14 protein-coding genes are annotated in these 14,936 nt (G+C 68.4%); 10 read left to right on the forward strand and 4 right to left on the reverse strand.

The annotated features are described in order from the left end of the window. The first annotated feature begins 13 nt into the window (after positions 1-13). The 5 genes from GB880_RS02070 to GB880_RS02090 are packed head-to-tail and all read left to right on the forward strand — an operon-like array spanning position 14 to position 5,405. The gene (locus GB880_RS02070) at positions 14-1,000 is read left to right on the forward strand and encodes a BMP family lipoprotein (RefSeq protein ID WP_154494030.1); all 987 of its coding nucleotides are present in this window, start codon (positions 14-16) and stop codon (positions 998-1,000) included. Continuing rightward, complete coding sequence (locus GB880_RS02075; RefSeq protein ID WP_263467248.1) at positions 1,000-2,565, forward strand: ABC transporter ATP-binding protein; 1,566 nt, start codon at positions 1,000-1,002, stop codon at positions 2,563-2,565. Before GB880_RS02070 ends, GB880_RS02075 begins: the two co-directional genes overlap by 1 nt. Next, positions 2,565-3,659: an ABC transporter permease gene (locus GB880_RS02080; protein ID WP_154494029.1), complete on the forward strand. Its 1,095-nt coding sequence runs from the start codon at positions 2,565-2,567 to the stop codon at positions 3,657-3,659. Before GB880_RS02075 ends, GB880_RS02080 begins: the two co-directional genes overlap by 1 nt. Beyond that, on the forward strand, positions 3,659-4,624 hold the full coding sequence (locus tag GB880_RS02085) for an ABC transporter permease (RefSeq protein WP_154494028.1): 966 nt from the start codon (positions 3,659-3,661) through the stop codon (positions 4,622-4,624). The genes GB880_RS02080 and GB880_RS02085 overlap by 1 nt, the downstream gene beginning before the upstream one ends. Beyond that, positions 4,608-5,405: a purine-nucleoside phosphorylase gene (locus tag GB880_RS02090; protein WP_154494027.1), complete on the forward strand. Its 798-nt coding sequence runs from the start codon at positions 4,608-4,610 to the stop codon at positions 5,403-5,405. Before GB880_RS02085 ends, GB880_RS02090 begins: the two co-directional genes overlap by 17 nt. Here GB880_RS02090 and mnmH read toward each other — a convergent pair. Together mnmH and GB880_RS02100 are read right to left on the reverse strand one after the other, a co-directional pair. Continuing rightward, positions 5,382-6,434 carry a tRNA 2-selenouridine(34) synthase MnmH gene (mnmH, locus tag GB880_RS02095; protein ID WP_154494026.1) on the reverse strand — a complete coding sequence of 351 codons (1,053 nt, stop codon included), beginning with the start codon at positions 6,432-6,434 and terminating at the stop codon, positions 5,382-5,384. The two genes, GB880_RS02090 and mnmH, sit on opposite strands and share 24 nt — an antisense overlap. 17 nt (positions 6,435-6,451) lie before the next feature. After that, on the reverse strand, positions 6,452-7,036 hold the full coding sequence (locus tag GB880_RS02100; RefSeq protein ID WP_154494025.1) for a L,D-transpeptidase: 585 nt from the start codon (positions 7,034-7,036) through the stop codon (positions 6,452-6,454). Positions 7,037-7,442: 406 nt separating this feature from the next. Between GB880_RS02100 and GB880_RS02105 the strand changes: the two genes are divergently transcribed. Further along, complete coding sequence (locus tag GB880_RS02105) at positions 7,443-9,869, forward strand: heavy metal translocating P-type ATPase (RefSeq protein ID WP_263467249.1); 2,427 nt, start codon at positions 7,443-7,445, stop codon at positions 9,867-9,869. Beyond that, on the forward strand, positions 9,866-10,606 hold the full coding sequence (locus GB880_RS02110; RefSeq protein WP_263467250.1) for an arylesterase: 741 nt from the start codon (positions 9,866-9,868) through the stop codon (positions 10,604-10,606). The genes GB880_RS02105 and GB880_RS02110 overlap by 4 nt, the downstream gene beginning before the upstream one ends. Positions 10,607-10,709: 103 nt before the next feature. Here GB880_RS02110 and rpmB read toward each other — a convergent pair whose 3' ends face one another. Together rpmB and meaB are read right to left on the reverse strand one after the other, a co-directional pair. Continuing rightward, complete coding sequence (gene rpmB, locus GB880_RS02115; RefSeq protein ID WP_154494087.1) at positions 10,710-10,985, reverse strand: 50S ribosomal protein L28; 276 nt, start codon at positions 10,983-10,985, stop codon at positions 10,710-10,712. A 223-nt stretch (positions 10,986-11,208) separates the two neighbouring features. Beyond that, a complete protein-coding gene (meaB, locus tag GB880_RS02120; protein ID WP_154494086.1) occupies positions 11,209-12,222 on the reverse strand; it encodes a methylmalonyl Co-A mutase-associated GTPase MeaB in 1,014 nt (337 codons plus the stop codon). A 121-nt stretch (positions 12,223-12,343) separates the two neighbouring features. Here meaB and GB880_RS02125 point away from each other — a divergent pair, with 121 nt between their 5' ends. The 3 genes from GB880_RS02125 (at position 12,344) to GB880_RS02135 (ending at position 14,936) form a co-directional block, all read left to right on the forward strand. Next, positions 12,344-12,703 (forward strand): SoxS protein, encoded by a 360-nt coding sequence (locus tag GB880_RS02125; protein WP_154494085.1) that lies wholly within the window; start codon positions 12,344-12,346, stop codon positions 12,701-12,703. 62 nt (positions 12,704-12,765) lie between these two features. Beyond that, positions 12,766-14,058: a serine--tRNA ligase gene (serS, locus tag GB880_RS02130; protein ID WP_154550512.1), complete on the forward strand. Its 1,293-nt coding sequence runs from the start codon at positions 12,766-12,768 to the stop codon at positions 14,056-14,058. A 71-nt stretch (positions 14,059-14,129) separates the two neighbouring features. Further along, a complete protein-coding gene (locus GB880_RS02135) occupies positions 14,130-14,936 on the forward strand; it encodes a hypothetical protein (protein WP_154494084.1) in 807 nt (268 codons plus the stop codon).

Here is a 14,936-nt window from a genome sequence, read left to right on the forward strand (position 1 = left end):
TTTGAGGTTCCGCATGTCCCTGATGAAATCGCTTCTGGCTGGCGCCTGTCTGTCCGTCCTGCCGCTGGCTGCCCTGGCCGATCCGGCGCTGATCTTCGATCTTGGCGGCAAGTTCGACAAATCCTTCAACGAGGCTGCATACAACGGTGCCGAGCGCTGGAAGGCCGAGACCGGGGGCACTTACAAGGAACTGGAAATGCAGTCCGAGGCGATGCGCGAACAGGCGCTGCGCCGGCTGGCCCAGTCGGGGGCCAACCCGATCGTGATGACCGGCTTTGCCTTTGGCGAGGTGCTGAACAAGGTCGCTCCCGACTATCCCGACACCAAATTCGTCATCATCGACACCACGGTCGATCAGCCGAACGTCCAGTCGATCACCTTTGCCGAGGAACAGGGGTCCTATCTGGCCGGGGTCATGGCGGCCAAGGCCTCGAAGTCCGGCACGGTCGGCTTCATCGGCGGCATGGACATCCCGCTGATTCACAAGTTCGAGTGCGGCTATGCCCAGGGCTTCAAGGCCACCAACCCCGAAGGCAAGCTGATCATCAACTATACCGGCACCACCCCGGCGGCCTGGAACGACCCGGTCAAGGGCGGCGAGCTGGTCAAGGCCCAGGTCTCGCAGGGCGCCGACGTGATCTATGCCGCCGCCGGGGCCACGGGCATCGGCGTGCTGCAGGCCGCGGCCGATGCCGGCATCCTGTCGATCGGCGTGGACAGCAACCAGAACCATCTGCATCCGGGCAAGGTGCTGACCTCGATGGTCAAGGGTGTCGACAACTCCGTCTACGAGGCATTCAAGGCCGGGGTGGATGTCCAGCCGGGCGCCAAGGTGATGGATCTGGCCTCGGGCGGTGTGTCGGTCGCCATGGACGACAACAACAAGCCTCTGGTGACCGAGGAGATGGCCGCCGCCGTCGAGGCCGCGGCCAAGGGCATCGGTGACGGTTCGATCAAGGTCCATGACTACATGACCGACAATACCTGCCCGGTGCAGTAATGGCGGACGCCGGCGCCCCCGCCATCGAACTGCGCGGGATTTCCAAGGCGTTCGGTCCGGTCCAGGCCAACAGGAACATCGATCTGGTTGTGCCGCGTGGCACCATCCACGGCATCATCGGCGAAAACGGCGCCGGCAAGTCCACCTTGATGTCGATCCTGTATGGCTTTTACCGGCCGGACGCGGGGGAAATCCTGATCTCTGGCCAGCCCGTCGCGATCACCGACAGCCAGGCGGCGATCCGCGCCGGCATCGGCATGGTATTCCAGCATTTCAAGCTGGTGCAGAATTTCACAGTGCTGGAAAACATCATCCTGGGGGCCGAGGACGGGGCGCTGCTGCGCCCCTCTCTGGCGCGGGCGCGGCAGGAATTGCAGCGCCTGGCGCAGGAATACGAATTGCAGGTCGATCCCGACGAACTGGTCGAGGATCTGTCTGTCGGTCACCAGCAGCGGGTCGAGATCCTCAAGGCCCTGTATCGCCGCGCCGACATCCTGATCCTGGACGAACCCACCGGCGTGCTGACCCCGGCCGAGGCAGATCACCTGTTCCGCATCCTGCGCGGGCTGCGCGATGAGGGCAAGACCATCATCCTGATCACCCACAAGCTGCGCGAGATCATGGAGATCACCGACAACGTCAGCGTGATGCGCCGTGGCGAGATGGTCGCCGGCGTGCGCACCGCCGAGACCAGCCCCGCGCAGCTTGCCGAACTGATGGTCGGGCGCAAGGTCCTGCTGCGGGTGGACAAGGCCCCGGCCCGGCCCGGCCCCCCCGTGCTGGAAATCCGCGGCCTGCGCATGTTTGATCGCGACAAGGTCGAGCGGCTGCGCGGCATCGACCTGACCATCCGCGCCGGCGAGATCCTGGGCATCGCCGGCGTCGCCGGCAACGGCCAGACCCAACTGCTGGAGATCCTGGGCGGCTTTGCCGAGCCGCGCAGCCAGGTTTCGGGCGAAATCCGCCTGAACGGCCAGCCGCTGCCGGTTTCGGGGCCCGGCGCCGATGGCCGCGCGCGCCGTCGCGCCGGCATCGGCCATGTCCCCGAGGACCGCCAGGCCGAGGGGCTGATCATGGATTTCGCCGCCTGGGAAAACGTGGCCTTCGGCTATCACGATGCCCCGGAATACCAAAGCGGGCTGCTGCTGGATCAGGCGGCGATCCGCGCCGATGCCGAAGGCAAGATCCAGCGCTTTGACGTGCGCCCCCCCGACCCCGACCTGCCGGCGAAAAGCTTTTCGGGCGGCAATCAGCAAAAGATCGTCGTGGCGCGCGAGGTCGAGCGCAATCCCGACCTGCTGCTGATCGGCCAGCCCACGCGCGGCGTCGACATCGGCGCCATCGAATTCATCCACAAGCGCATCGTCGAACTGCGCGACGCGGGCAAGGCGGTGCTGCTGGTCTCGGTCGAACTGGACGAGATCATGGCGCTGTCGGACCGCATCGCGGTGATGTTCGACGGCCGCATCATGGGCGAGCGCCTGCCCGAACAGACCAGTGCCGGCGATCTGGGCTGTCTGATGGCAGGGGTGGAATCCGCCCCGCAGACGCAGGGAGAAGGCTGATGGAGCGGATGCCGAAATGGGCCGATCTGGTCCTGACCCCGCTGTTGTCGCTGATCCTGGCTTTCGCCATATCGGCGCTGGTGATCCTGGCCATCGGCGAAAGCCCGGCGCAGGCCATGAAGGTGATGGTCGAAGGCGCGCTGATGTCCAGCTATGGCTGGGGCTTCACGCTGTATTACGCGACCAATTTCATCTTCACCGGGCTGGCGGTGATGGTGGCCTATCACGCCGGGCTGTTCAACATCGGCGGCGAAGGTCAGGCGGCGATGGGGGGGCTGGGGGTGGCGCTGGTGGCGCTGGCCCTGCCCTGGCCGCATTGGGCGCTGGCGCTGCCGGCGGCGATGATCGGCGCGGCGCTGTTCGGGGCGCTTTGGGCGCTGATCCCGGCCTGGCTGCAGGCGCGCCGCGGCAGCCATATCGTCATCACCACCATCATGTTCAACTTCATCGCCGCCGCGACGCTGAACTATGTCCTTGTCAATCTGCTGCGACCGGTGGGCAGTATGGACCCGGCCTCGGCCAGTTTTCCGCCGGGAACGCATCTGCCCAAGCTGTCGGAACTGGCGTTGCTGCTGGGCATCGACTGGGGGCGCAACAGCCCGGCGAACATCACCTTCTTCATTGCCCTGGCGGCCTGCGTGCTGGTGTGGCTGCTGATCTGGCGCAGCCGGCTGGGCTATGAGATCCGCGCCTTTGGCAAATCCGAGCCGGCGGCGCTTTACGCCGGCATTTCGCCGGTGCGCATCACCGTGCTGGCGATGCTGATTTCCGGCGCGCTGGCCGGGCTGATGGCAGTCAACAACGTTATGGGCGAGGCCGAGCGGCTGGTGCTGAACGCGGTCGAGGGCGCGGGCTTCATCGGCATTGCCGTGGCGCTGATGGGGCGCAACCACCCGCTGGGCATCCTGATGGCAGCGCTGCTGTTCGGGTTCCTGTATCAGGGCGGGGGCGAGCTGGCACTGTGGACCACCATCCCGCGCGAGCTGATCGTGGTCATTCAGGCGCTGGTGATCCTGTTCACCGGCGCGTTGGACAACATGGTGCGGATGCCGCTGGAAAGACTGTTCGCGGCCCGGCGCCGCAAGGGGGCATGATGGATTTCGGCACCACCATCCAGATCCTCGATTCCGCGCTGCGATTGATGACGCCGCTGCTGCTGGCCTGCCTGGCGGGGCTTTATTCCGAACGTGCCGGGGTGTTCGACATCGGCCTGGAAGGCAAGATGCTGATGGCGGCCTTTACCTCGGCCTCGGTCGCCTATGCCACGGGCAGCGCCTGGCTGGGTCTGCTGGCGGGGATCGCCGGCGCGCTGAGCCTGGCGGTCCTGCACGGGCTGGCCTCGATCAGCTTTCGCGGCAACCAGCTGATTTCCGGGGTCGCAATCAATTTCCTGGCGGCAGGGCTGACCGTGCTGCTGGGCCAGAAGATATTCGCCCTGGGCGGTCGCACCCCGTCGCTGGAGGGCGCGGCACGATTTCGCCCCATCACCCTGCCTCTGGCACAGGAGTTGCGCGATGTGCCGATCCTGGGCCCTATCTATGCCGAGCTGATTTCCGGCCATACGATCCTGGTCTATGTCGCATTCCTGATGGTGCCGCTGACCTGGTGGGTGCTTTATCGCACGCGTTTTGGCCTGCGCCTGCGGGCGGTGGGGGAAAACCCGGCCTCGGTCGATACTGCGGGCGTGTCGGTCACGCGGCTACGCTATGGCGCGGTCATGATCTGCGGCGTGCTGTGCGGAATCGCCGGCGCCTATCTGGCCACGGGTATTTCGGCGGGCTTCGTCAAGGAAATGACCGCCGGGCGCGGCTTCATCGCGCTGGCCGCGCTGATCTTTGCCAAATGGCGGCCCTGGGCGGCGCTGGGGGCGACTTTCCTGTTCGGCCTGCTCGAGGCGGTGGCCAACCGTTTCCCGAATCTGGACCTTGGAGTGGTGACGGTGCCCTCCATGTTCATGAACGCCCTGCCCTACATCCTGACCGTCATCATCCTGGCCGGTTTCGTCGGCCGCGCCACCCCGCCCCGCGCCGGAGGAGAGCCCTATGTCAAAGAGCGCTGATCTGGCCGCGCTGATCCGTGACCGTGCCGGCAGCGCGCCACCCGAATACGCCCTGATCCTGGGGTCGGGCCTGGGGCATCTTGCCGACGCGGTCGAGGGGGTGGCGATCCCCTATGCCGATCTGCCCGGCTTTCCCCACGCCGGTGTCTCGGGCCATGTGCCGCGGCTGGTCATCGGCCAGTTCGAGGGCCGGCGCATCGCCGTGCTGGGCGGGCGCGCGCATTACTATGAATCGGGTCGGGCCGATGTGATGCGCCTGCCGCTCGAGGTGCTGCGCGACCTGGGCTGTCGCCGGCTGATCCTGACCAATGCCGCCGGCAGCCTGCGCCCCGAGATGCCGCCGGGTTCGCTGATGCTGCTGGCCGATCACCTGAACCTGTCCGGCGCCAACCCGCTGATCGGCGAGGGTTCCGACGCGCGTTTCGTGGCGATGACCGCCGCGCATGATCCCGCGATGCGCGCAGGCCTGCGCGATGCCGCGCGGGCCGAGGGCATCGACCTGCCCGACGGGGTCTATTGCTGGTTTTCCGGCCCCACATTCGAAACCCCGGCCGAAATTCGCGCGGCCCGCATCCTGGGCGCCGATGCTGTCGGCATGTCAACCGTCCCCGAGGTGATCCTGGCGCGGTTTCTGGGTCTCGACTGCGCGGCGGTCTCGGTCATCACCAACATGGGGGCGGGGCTGTCGGACGAATCGATCAGCCACGAACATACCAAGGCCATGGCGCCGCTGGGCGCGGCCAAGCTGGAGCGCGTGTTACGCCGGTTCCTGCGCAGCTAGCGCGGCTTCGACCGCATCGGCGGCGGCGTCCAGGTCGTCCAGATCGGCCAGGGGCAGGATGCGGCCCCTGCCGTGGTCGTGGCGGGCGCGGTGCTTTTCATAGCGCGGATCGTAATGCGCGCACATCAACCCCATGGCCAGGGCATGGAAATCGCCCGCCTCGGCCAGCCGCAGCCAGTCGGCGATGCGCTCGGCCGGGTGCAGGGGGCGCAGACTGGAAATGATCGCCGCCAGCCGCGCCGGATCGGCGCCGGCATCGGCATAGCTGCGCGCCGTATAGGCGGCACGCGCCGCCGCCGGGACCGACAGATGCAATCGCGGCGCGGCGATCATCGCCCGCCAGATGCCTTGCGGCAGGTTGAGATTGCCGATGCGGGAACTCTCGGCCTCGACCAGCAGCGGCCGGCTCGGGTCCAGCGCCTCGAGCGCCATGGCGAGGCGGCTTTCAAACAGCTTCTGCGGCGGCTGACCCCCCGGACGGGCACCGAACAGACTGCCGCGGTGATTGGCCAGCCCCTCAAGGTCGATGACCTGATGACCGCGCGCCGCCAGCCGGGCGAGGATTTCAGTCTTGCCGCTGCCGGTATTCCCGTCCAGCACGATGACCGGCGCGGGCGGATGCGCCGCCAGCCGCGCGACGACCAGGGCCCGCCAGCCCTTGTAGCCGCCTTGCAGCCGGGCGACCCGCCAGCCGATCTGGGCCAGAATGGTGGCAAAGGCGCCCGAGCGCTGACCGCCCCGCCAGCAATAGACCAGCGGCCGCCAGCTGCCGTCAAAGCCGGCCAGCGGGCCCGCGATGTGGCGCGCGGCATTGGCGGCCAGCAACGCGCCCCCCAGCTTGCGGGCATCGAAGGGCGAGACCTGCTTGTAGATCGTCCCCACCCGGGCGCGTTCTTCATCCGACAACACCGGCAGGTTGATCGCACCCGGCAGGTGATCCAGCGCATATTCCGCCGGCGAGCGGGTGTCGATGATGGTGTCGAACCCGGTCAGGGCCGCATCCGACAGAGATGTCAGCCGGATATCCAAATCAGCCGTTTATCCGATCAGTAGACATAGACCGGAGTGCCGATCGGCACCTGCTCATACAGATCCATCACCGCCTCGTTGCGCATGCGGATGCAGCCGTTCGAGACGGCGCGGCCGATGGAATTGGGCTCGGTGGTGCCGTGGATGCGGATGGCCGTGTCATTGCCGCGTGCATCATACAGATACAGCGCCCGCGCCCCCAGGGGGTTGTTGGGCCCACCCGGCATGCCATCGGCCCATTTCCCGTATTGCTCGGGCTTGCGCTTGATCATCGCAGGCGTGGGGGTCCAGCTGGGCCATTCGGTCTTGCGCCCGACGGTGGCGCGACCTTTCCAGACCAGTTCGTCGCGGCCGACGGCCACGCCATAGCGCACTGCCCGACCCGGCGCGATGACGTGATACAGGAAGAAGTCCTTCGAGACGACGACGATGCTGCCCACCTCGAAATCGGGGCGGATCGCCACCTCGGTGGGGGCATAGGGGTCGCGCTTGGCCTGCGGCTTGGCGACGGGCGCTGCGGGCATGGCCCGGTCCTGCGCCAGCGCCAGCGAGGGCGCGGCAGCCAGCAGGGCGGACAGCATCAGCATCTGGCGGCGTTTCATCATCTTGTCCCGAATTTCACTGCTCTTGTCCTAGCCGGTAAACGCTTGCCGGTCCGGGATCAACTCAAAGCGCCGTGACGCTGTTGAAAATGCGCCCGAACGTGCCTAGCTTGCATCGGGAAGGAGGCTTGCGATGGCCTGTCCCCACAGCCCTGCATCTTTTCGCCCCCGCCGGGCGGCCGTGCGTCCCGCGCATCTGTGCCGCGGCCGCGGTGATCGGGCCTGCAGGTGCCACATGCGGGCGCGTCCGCATCTGGCGCTGGCTAGCGGACCGTCGCCCTGGGAACAGGCACGGCGCAGCTGCGCGGGGCGGCATCAGGCCCTGCAGGCCCTGCCCCACGTCCCGCAAGCGCCACCCTGCCCTGTCTGAATCGCGCCTTTACGCAATTCCGGCAGGACACAGAACATGACATATCCGAAAACCGCCGAAGTTTCCGTCACCGGCATGAGCTGCGCAGCCTGCGCCGGCCGGGTCGAAAAGACCCTGCGCGCCGTGCCAGGCGTGACCGAGCCGCGCGTCAACCTGGCCACCCATCGGGTGCGACTGCACCTGGCCAACGATCAGGTGCTGGCCGATGCCGTGGCCGCGCTGGAAAAGGCCGGCTATCCCGCAGCCGCTGAGCAGACCCCACTGACCGTGCAGGGGATGACCTGCGCCTCGTGCGTGGGGCGGGTCGAACGGGCGCTGACCGCCCTGCCGGGGGTCGATCGGGCGCAGGTCAACCTGGTCACCGCCACGGCCAGCGTGCATCACGGGCCGCAGGTGGCGCCCGATGACCTGATCCGCGCCGTGACCGCCGCCGGATACAAGGCCGAGCTGCAGCAGTCCGTCATGCCCGCGCTGCATGACCACGGTCAGGACGCGGCACGGCTGCGGCGCGATTTCCTGATCGCGCTGGCGCTGACGCTGCCGGTGTTCGTGATCGAGATGGGCGGTCACCTGCTGCCCGCCTGGCACCACTGGCTGCACGCGAGTCTTGGCCAGACCCGGCTGTGGTTGCTCGAGTTCGTGTTGACCTCGGCCGTGCTGCTGGGACCGGGGCGCGGGTTCTTTCGCCTGGGCCTGCCGGCGCTGTGGCGCGGTGCGCCGGAAATGAACAGCCTGGTGGCGCTGGGGGCGCTGGCCGCCTGGCTTTACTCGACCGTTGCCACCTTTGCCCCGCAGCTGCTGCCCGCCGAATCGCGCCATGTCTATTTCGAGGCAGCGGCGGTAATTGTCACCCTGATCCTGTTGGGCCGCTGGCTTGAGGCCCGGGCCAAGGGCCGGGCCGGACAGGCCATCCAGCGGCTGCTGGCCCTGACCCCCGATACCGCGCGCAGGCGCGGCGATCACGGCGTCGAGGTGGTTCCCGTGGCCAGCCTGCAACCGGGCGACCTGGTCGAACTGGCCCCCGGCGAGCGGGTGGCGGTCGACGGGGTGCTGGTCGAAGGCCGGGGCAGCATCGACGAATCGATGCTGACCGGCGAGCCGGTTCCCGTGGTCAAGGCGCCCGGCGACCCGGTCACCGGCGGCACCGTCAACGGCCCGGCGGCGCTGAGCTATCGCGTCACCGCCACCGGCAGCGACACGGTGCTGGCGCGTATCGTGGCCATGGTCAACGATGCCCAGGCCACAAGATTGCCGGTGCAGGCGCTGGTGGACCGCATCACCGCGGTGTTCGTGCCGGTGGTGATCGGGCTGGCGCTGCTCAGCTTTGCCTTGTGGCTGCTGTTCGGCGGCACCCTGGGCCAGGCGCTGGTGGCGGCGATTTCGGTGCTGATCATCGCCTGCCCCTGCGCCATGGGTCTGGCGGTGCCGGTCTCGATCCTGGTGGGCACCGGCCGGGGGGCCGAGCTGGGGGTTCTGTTCCGGCGCGGCGACGCGCTGCAGCGCCTGGCGCAGGCGCGCATCGTCGGTTTTGACAAGACCGGCACCCTGACCCTGGGCCAGCCGGCGCTGACCGGGATCGCGGTGCAGGGCATGGCCGAGGATGAGGCGTTGCGCCTGGCCGCCGCGGCCGAGGCGCGTTCGGAGCACCCGCTGGCGGCGGCGGTGGTGGCGGCTGCACGGGCGCGCGGGCTGGAACTGCCCGCGGCGCAGGCGGTGACCGCGCGCGCCGGCCGCGGCCTGTCGGCCGAGGTCGAAGGCCACGCATTGCTGATCGGAAATGCCGCCGCCCTGCAGGATGCCGGCATTGCCGCCCAGCCCGGGCTGATCGGGCAGGCCGAAGGCTGGGCCGACGCCGGCGCCACGCCCGTCCATCTGGCCATCGATGGTCGGCATGTGGCGGCGCTGGCGCTGGCCGATCCGATCCGGCCGCAGGCGGCGGCTGCGGTGGCGGAACTGCACACCATGGGGCTGCGCACGGCGATGATTTCGGGGGATGTGCCGGCGACGGCGCAGGCGGTCGGGCGACAGCTGGGCATCGATCAGGTGACGGCCGGGGTGCTGCCCGACGGCAAGTTGCAGGCGATCCGCGACATGGGGCCGGGCACGGTCTTTGTCGGAGACGGTATCAATGACGCCCCGGCCCTGGCAGCGGCCGAAACCGGCATTGCCCTGGGCAGCGGCACCGATGTCGCCATCGAGGCGGCCGAGGTGGTGCTGGTCGGCGGCGATCCGCAGGGGGTGGCGCGCGCCATCCGGCTGTCGCGGCAGGTGATGCGCAACATCCGCCAGAACCTGTTCTGGGCCTTCGGCTATAATGTCGCCCTGATCCCGGTCGCGATGGGGGCGCTGGTGCCGCTGGGCGGGCCGCAGCTGTCGCCGATGCTGGGGGCGGGCGCGATGGCGCTGTCCTCGGTCTTTGTAGTCAGCAATGCGCTGCGGTTGCGGCGGGCGGGCCAGGCATGAGGCTGCGGCGGCGCCTGATCGTGCTGATGCTGGCGCCGCTGCTGACGCTGGCGCCTGCCGTCGCGCTGGCCCAGGCGCCGGCGCCGCCGCTGCGGGTTCTGGTCTTTGGCGACAGCCTGACCGAAGGTTATGGCCTGCCCCGCAAGGACGGGCTGGTGCCGCAGTTGCAGGCCTGGCTGGACCGGCGCGGTCAGGATGCGACCGTGCTGAATGGCGGGCTTTCGGGCGACACCACCGCCGGCGGTCGGGTCAGGATCGGCTATTCCATCGCCCGGCACCGCCCCGATGCGGTTGTGGTCGAGCTGGGCGGCAACGATCTGCTGCTGGGCTTCGGCCCGGCGATGGTCGAGGACAACCTCGATTCCATCCTGACCCAGGCGGCGCGCCGCGACCGGCCGCTGTTGCTGGTGGGCATCGCCCTGCCCGACGCGGGCGCCAGGGATATCCCGGCCAGCGACAGCACCGAACGTGCGGCCTGGGCTGCGATCTGGCCGCGCCTGGCCGACCGCCACCGCGCATTGCTGCTGCCGAACCTGTTCCAGCCCCTATACGACGCGCCCGAGGATTATCGCGCCTATCTGCAGGCCGATGGCCTGCACCCATCCGCGCGTGGCGTGCGTGAAATCGTCGAAGTCCTGGGCCCCAAGGTCGAGGAACTGATCGCCGAAACCCGCCGGCGGCGCGCCCTGGCCGATGCCCAGCCGGAAACGGACCTCGACCCGGCCGACGGCGGATAGCGCCCGGGACAATGCCAAACGCAAAAGCCCTGCCATTGCTGGCAGGGCGGAATGCCACGGCGACCGGGCCCGAATCGAACGGCCCGGTGTCGTCAGCTTGCAATCAGGCTTTCGCCAGCTCGCGCTTGATCTTCAACGCACGCTCGGACAGATCGGCGTCCTTGGCCTTGGCCAGGAAAGCATCCAGACCGCCACGGTGATCGACCGAACGCAGCGCCGCGGCCGAAATGCGCAGCTGATAGCTGCGGCCCAGTTTTTCCGACAGCAGCGAGACTTCGTTCAGGTTCGGCAGAAACCGGCGACGCGTCTTGTTGTTGGCGTGAGAGACGTTGTTGCCGCTCATCGGGCCCTTGCCGGTCAGTTCGCAAACGCGCGACATGATCTTGTTCCTTCGATTCGATCCAGGGCGGGCAAGGCCCGCAATATGAAAGGGCGCCGCGTGGCAGCGCCCGAAATCCGATGGCGGGGATACGCGCTGCGCGGCCGCGCGTCAAGTGCTTTTGCCCTGTCCAGCCTGTTCGCCGGACTGTTCACCCACCCAGGCCCAAGCGCATTGCCCTCGCGGCCTGCGATTTCGGACTGGCTCACCTGCCTGTCAAGGGTCAGGCGCCTTGTCCCGCCCCGGCCTGGCACAGCTCCGCCCCCGATTCGACCACGGTGTCCAGGCAAGCCAGCATCTGCGCCGCCGCGCGTGCCGGATCGGTTTCGCCCCGGGCCACCGCATCGCCGATCTGTTGCAGCTTCTGGCGCATCGCCGGCGATTCAAGCCGCGCCAGCAGCCCGGCGCGCAATTCCGCCAGAAACCAGTGGCGCGCCTGTTCCGCACGGCGGCTGGCGAAATGCCCCTGCGCACGGCGCCAGTCGCCGAGGGCCGTCATCTCTTGCCAGGCGAGATCCAGCCCCTCGCCCGTCTGGGCCGAAACCGGCAGGGCCTTGGGAAACCCCGGCGGATCCTGGGGGCGCTTGCGCAAAAGCCGCAGCGCCCCGGCATAATCGGCAACCGTGCGCAGCGCGGCTTCGCGCAGATCGCCGTCCGCCTTGTTGACCAGGATCAGATCGGCCATTTCCATGATGCCACGCTTGACCCCCTGCAACTCGTCGCCCCCCGCGGGGGCCAGCAGCAGCACGAACAGGTCCGACATCTCGGCAACCAGGGTTTCGGACTGGCCGACGCCGACCGTCTCGATCAGAACCAGATCGAAACCCGCCGCCTCGCACAGGCGCACCGTCTCGCGCGTGCGGCGCGCAACTCCGCCCAGTTCCGCGCGCGAGGGCGAGGGCCGGATGAAGGCGTTGGGATCGCGGCTCAGCGTCTCCATCCGGGTCTTGTCGCCCAGGATCGACCCGCCCGAGCGCGCCGAGCTTGGATCGACCGCCAGCACGGCAACCCGCAGCCCCTGCCCGGTCAGCATCTTGCCGAAAGTCTCGATGAAGCTGGACTTGCCCACCCCCGGCGTCCCCGACAGGCCGATGCGCAACGCCTGGCGGGCCGGCAGTTCGGCCAGCAGCGCCACGGCACGGGCACGGTGGTCGGCGCGCGTGCTTTCGATCAGTGTGATGGCGCGCGACAGCGCCCGGCGGTTGCCCGCGATCAGCGGGGCAGTCAATTCGTCCATCGTCCACGGCCCTGCAAGACATTTACGGCGGCTCGCCGCATCCTGTGGATAGGGGGCGCCGATGCGCATGTAAATCGCTGTCGCGATTGCGGGGCGGCGCGGGGGGCCTTAGGTTGCGGCCATGATCGCACGTCGCACGGTTCTGGCGGGATTGGTGGCGCTGTCGGCGACGCGGGCGGCGGCGCGGGGGCAATTGCGTCTGCTGATGGTGCGTCGCGCGGGCTGCGTCTATTGCGCGCAATGGGACCGCCAGATCGGCCCGCATTACGCCAGCCACCCGCTGGGCCGGCAGGCGCCGCTGCTGTCGGTGGACCTCGACGGGCCCTATCCCGACGGGCTGGCGCTGGCGCGGCGCCCCTGGCTGACGCCCACATTCATCCTGCTGCAAGACGGGCTCGAGATTACCCGGGTCGAGGGCTATCCCGGCGCCGACCGTTTCTTTGCGGTGCTGGCCGACATGCTGGCGCTGGCGCGGGGCTGACAGGGTTTCCCCGCGCGCGGCTTTGCGCTATCGGATCGCCATAACCTTGCCGAGGGACGATCATGCACGACATCCGCGCCATCCGCGAAAATCCCGCAGCCTTCGACGCAGCCCTGGCGCTGCGCAACCTGCCGGCCGCCTCGCCCGAGATCCTGTCGCTGGATGCCGACCGCCGTTCCCGCATCAGCGCCGCCGAGGCCGCCCAGGCCGAGCAGAACCGCGCCAGCAAGGAGGCGGGCGCCGCCAAGGGCCGCGGCGACGAGGCCGAATTTCAGCGCCTGCGCGCACTGGTCAGCGCCAAGAAGGACGAAACCGCCCGCCTGCAGGCCGAGGCCGCGGCGCTGGACGCGCAGCTGCGCGACCTGTTGCTGACCATCCCCAACCTGCCGCTGGACAGCGTGCCGCCGGGGCAGGACGAAAACGACAACGTCGAAATCCGCCGCTGGGGCCAGCCGCGCCAGATGGATTTCCAGCCGCGCGAACATTTCGACATTCCGGGCGTCAGACCCGGCATGGACTTTGAAACCGCCGCCAAGCTTTCGGGCAGCCGCTTCGTGCTGCTGTCGGGGGGTGTGGCACGCATCCATCGGGCCCTGGCGCAGTTCATGCTGGATCTGCACACCGCCGAACACGGCCTGGTCGAGACCTGGACCCCGGTGCTGGTGCTGTCCGAGATGATGGAGGGCACCGGCCAGCTGCCCAAATTCGGCGAGGACAGCTATCAGACCCGCGAAGGCTGGTGGCTGATCCCGACCGCCGAGGTGACATTGACCAATATCGTCAACGGCAGCCTTGTCGATCACGAAACCCTGCCACGCCGCTATGTCGCCCACAGCCAGTGCTTCCGCTCCGAGGCGGGCAGCGCCGGGCGCGACACCGCCGGGATGCTGCGCCAGCACCAGTTCGAAAAGGTCGAGATGGTCTCGATCACCGACGCCGAGACCGGGATTGCCGAACATGCCCGCATGACCCGCTGCGCCGAGGCGGTGCTGGAGCGGCTGGACCTGCCCTATCGCACCATTGTGCTGTGCGGCGGCGACATGGGCTTTGGCGCGCGCATCACCCACGACCTCGAGGTCTGGCTGCCCGGCCAGGGCAAGTATCGCGAGATTTCCAGCGTCAGCTATTGCGGCGACTTCCAGGCCCGGCGGATGAACGCCCGCTATCGCCCCACGGGCGGCGGCAAGCCTGAATTCCTGCATACGCTGAACGGGTCCGGTCTGGCGGTCGGGCGGACGTTGATCGCGGTGCTGGAAAACGGTCAGCAGGCGGATGGCTCGGTCGATCTGCCGCCGGCGCTTCATCCCTATCTGGGCGGCAGGACTCGGCTGGGCTCGGACGGCCAGCTGGCCTGAGCGTCAGACCGGAAAACCGCCGGGTTGCAGATTGTGCGAAACCTCCGGCATCCGGCTCGCGTTTCCCGCGCATGGCACGCAGCGGCACAGTCCTGTTGACGCTTTCGGTGCTGGTGTTCATCGCCAGCTCGCTGGCCTATGCGCTGTGGCCCCATGCCGGCCTGCTGCCGCCCGAGCCGCCCAATCCCTGGTCGGGATTGCGTCCCGTCCCCGCGCCAATCGACCCGGTCCAGCTGTTCCTGAAACCCGAAAGCCTGGCAATGTCGGCGCTGTTGGGCATGATCTGGGCGGCATTGGCCTATCACGTGCTGCGCATCTGGATCGAGCGGCATCGCTTGGCCCATGGCCGCAACCAAGCCGCCACCACGGCAGAAACGCGGGGGCATGATCCGGCGCCGCAGGATCCGGTTTCGGAACAGCTGCCGCTGCTGGTCGGGTTGCTGACGGGCGCGACATGGCCGTGGCTGATTTCCACGGCCCCTGTCGCCACCCTGTTGCTGGCGCTGCTGATGAGCCTGGGCTTTCTGCTGGGGGCGCTGCGCGGATGGCGACTTGGACAGGTCATCAAGCGCAGTTCCACCTTGGGATTTGTCGCCGGCTGGGCCTTGCTCTTGGGGCTCTCGGTATTCGCCGTGTTCGTGCGAGACCGGTTGCAGGTATCCTCGGCCGCAGCGACCACCGTCGCGGTGCTGGTGGGGGCCGTCGCGGCCGTCAGCGTTCAGTTGCGCCTGGGGCAACGCATCGGCTTCAGCGTCGCCTTGATCTGGGGATTGATCGGCATTGCTGCCGGCACGGTCGGCGACGATGCCGCCGTGGCCACGGCCACGGTGGTCGCGATCGCCATGGTGGCCGTGGCGGTGGTGCGGGTCACGACCTGA

Origin of the sequence: Paracoccus sp. SMMA_5_TC, assembly GCF_009696685.2 — a bacterium.
In the GTDB taxonomy this organism is placed as follows: Bacteria; Pseudomonadota; Alphaproteobacteria; order Rhodobacterales; family Rhodobacteraceae; genus Paracoccus.

What these genes read in the sequence shown, in the direction of transcription:
- GB880_RS02070 (WP_154494030.1), top strand. Translation starts at nt 14, where the DNA reads ATGTCCCTGATGAAATCGCTTCTGGCTGGCGCCTGTCTGTCCGTCCTG.
- serS (WP_154550512.1), top strand. Translation starts at nt 12,766, where the DNA reads ATGCACGACATCCGCGCCATCCGCGAAAATCCCGCAGCCTTCGACGCA.
- GB880_RS02110 (WP_263467250.1), top strand. Translation starts at nt 9,866, where the DNA reads ATGAGGCTGCGGCGGCGCCTGATCGTGCTGATGCTGGCGCCGCTGCTG.
- GB880_RS02100 (WP_154494025.1), bottom strand. Translation starts at nt 7,036, where the DNA reads ATGAAACGCCGCCAGATGCTGATGCTGTCCGCCCTGCTGGCTGCCGCG.
- GB880_RS02135 (WP_154494084.1), top strand. Translation starts at nt 14,130, where the DNA reads ATGGCACGCAGCGGCACAGTCCTGTTGACGCTTTCGGTGCTGGTGTTC.
- GB880_RS02125 (WP_154494085.1), top strand. Translation starts at nt 12,344, where the DNA reads ATGATCGCACGTCGCACGGTTCTGGCGGGATTGGTGGCGCTGTCGGCG.
- GB880_RS02080 (WP_154494029.1), top strand. Translation starts at nt 2,565, where the DNA reads ATGGAGCGGATGCCGAAATGGGCCGATCTGGTCCTGACCCCGCTGTTG.
- meaB (WP_154494086.1), bottom strand. Translation starts at nt 12,222, where the DNA reads ATGGACGAATTGACTGCCCCGCTGATCGCGGGCAACCGCCGGGCGCTG.
- rpmB (WP_154494087.1), bottom strand. Translation starts at nt 10,985, where the DNA reads ATGTCGCGCGTTTGCGAACTGACCGGCAAGGGCCCGATGAGCGGCAAC.
- GB880_RS02105 (WP_263467249.1), top strand. Translation starts at nt 7,443, where the DNA reads ATGACATATCCGAAAACCGCCGAAGTTTCCGTCACCGGCATGAGCTGC.
- GB880_RS02075 (WP_263467248.1), top strand. Translation starts at nt 1,000, where the DNA reads ATGGCGGACGCCGGCGCCCCCGCCATCGAACTGCGCGGGATTTCCAAG.
- GB880_RS02085 (WP_154494028.1), top strand. Translation starts at nt 3,659, where the DNA reads ATGGATTTCGGCACCACCATCCAGATCCTCGATTCCGCGCTGCGATTG.
- GB880_RS02090 (WP_154494027.1), top strand. Translation starts at nt 4,608, where the DNA reads ATGTCAAAGAGCGCTGATCTGGCCGCGCTGATCCGTGACCGTGCCGGC.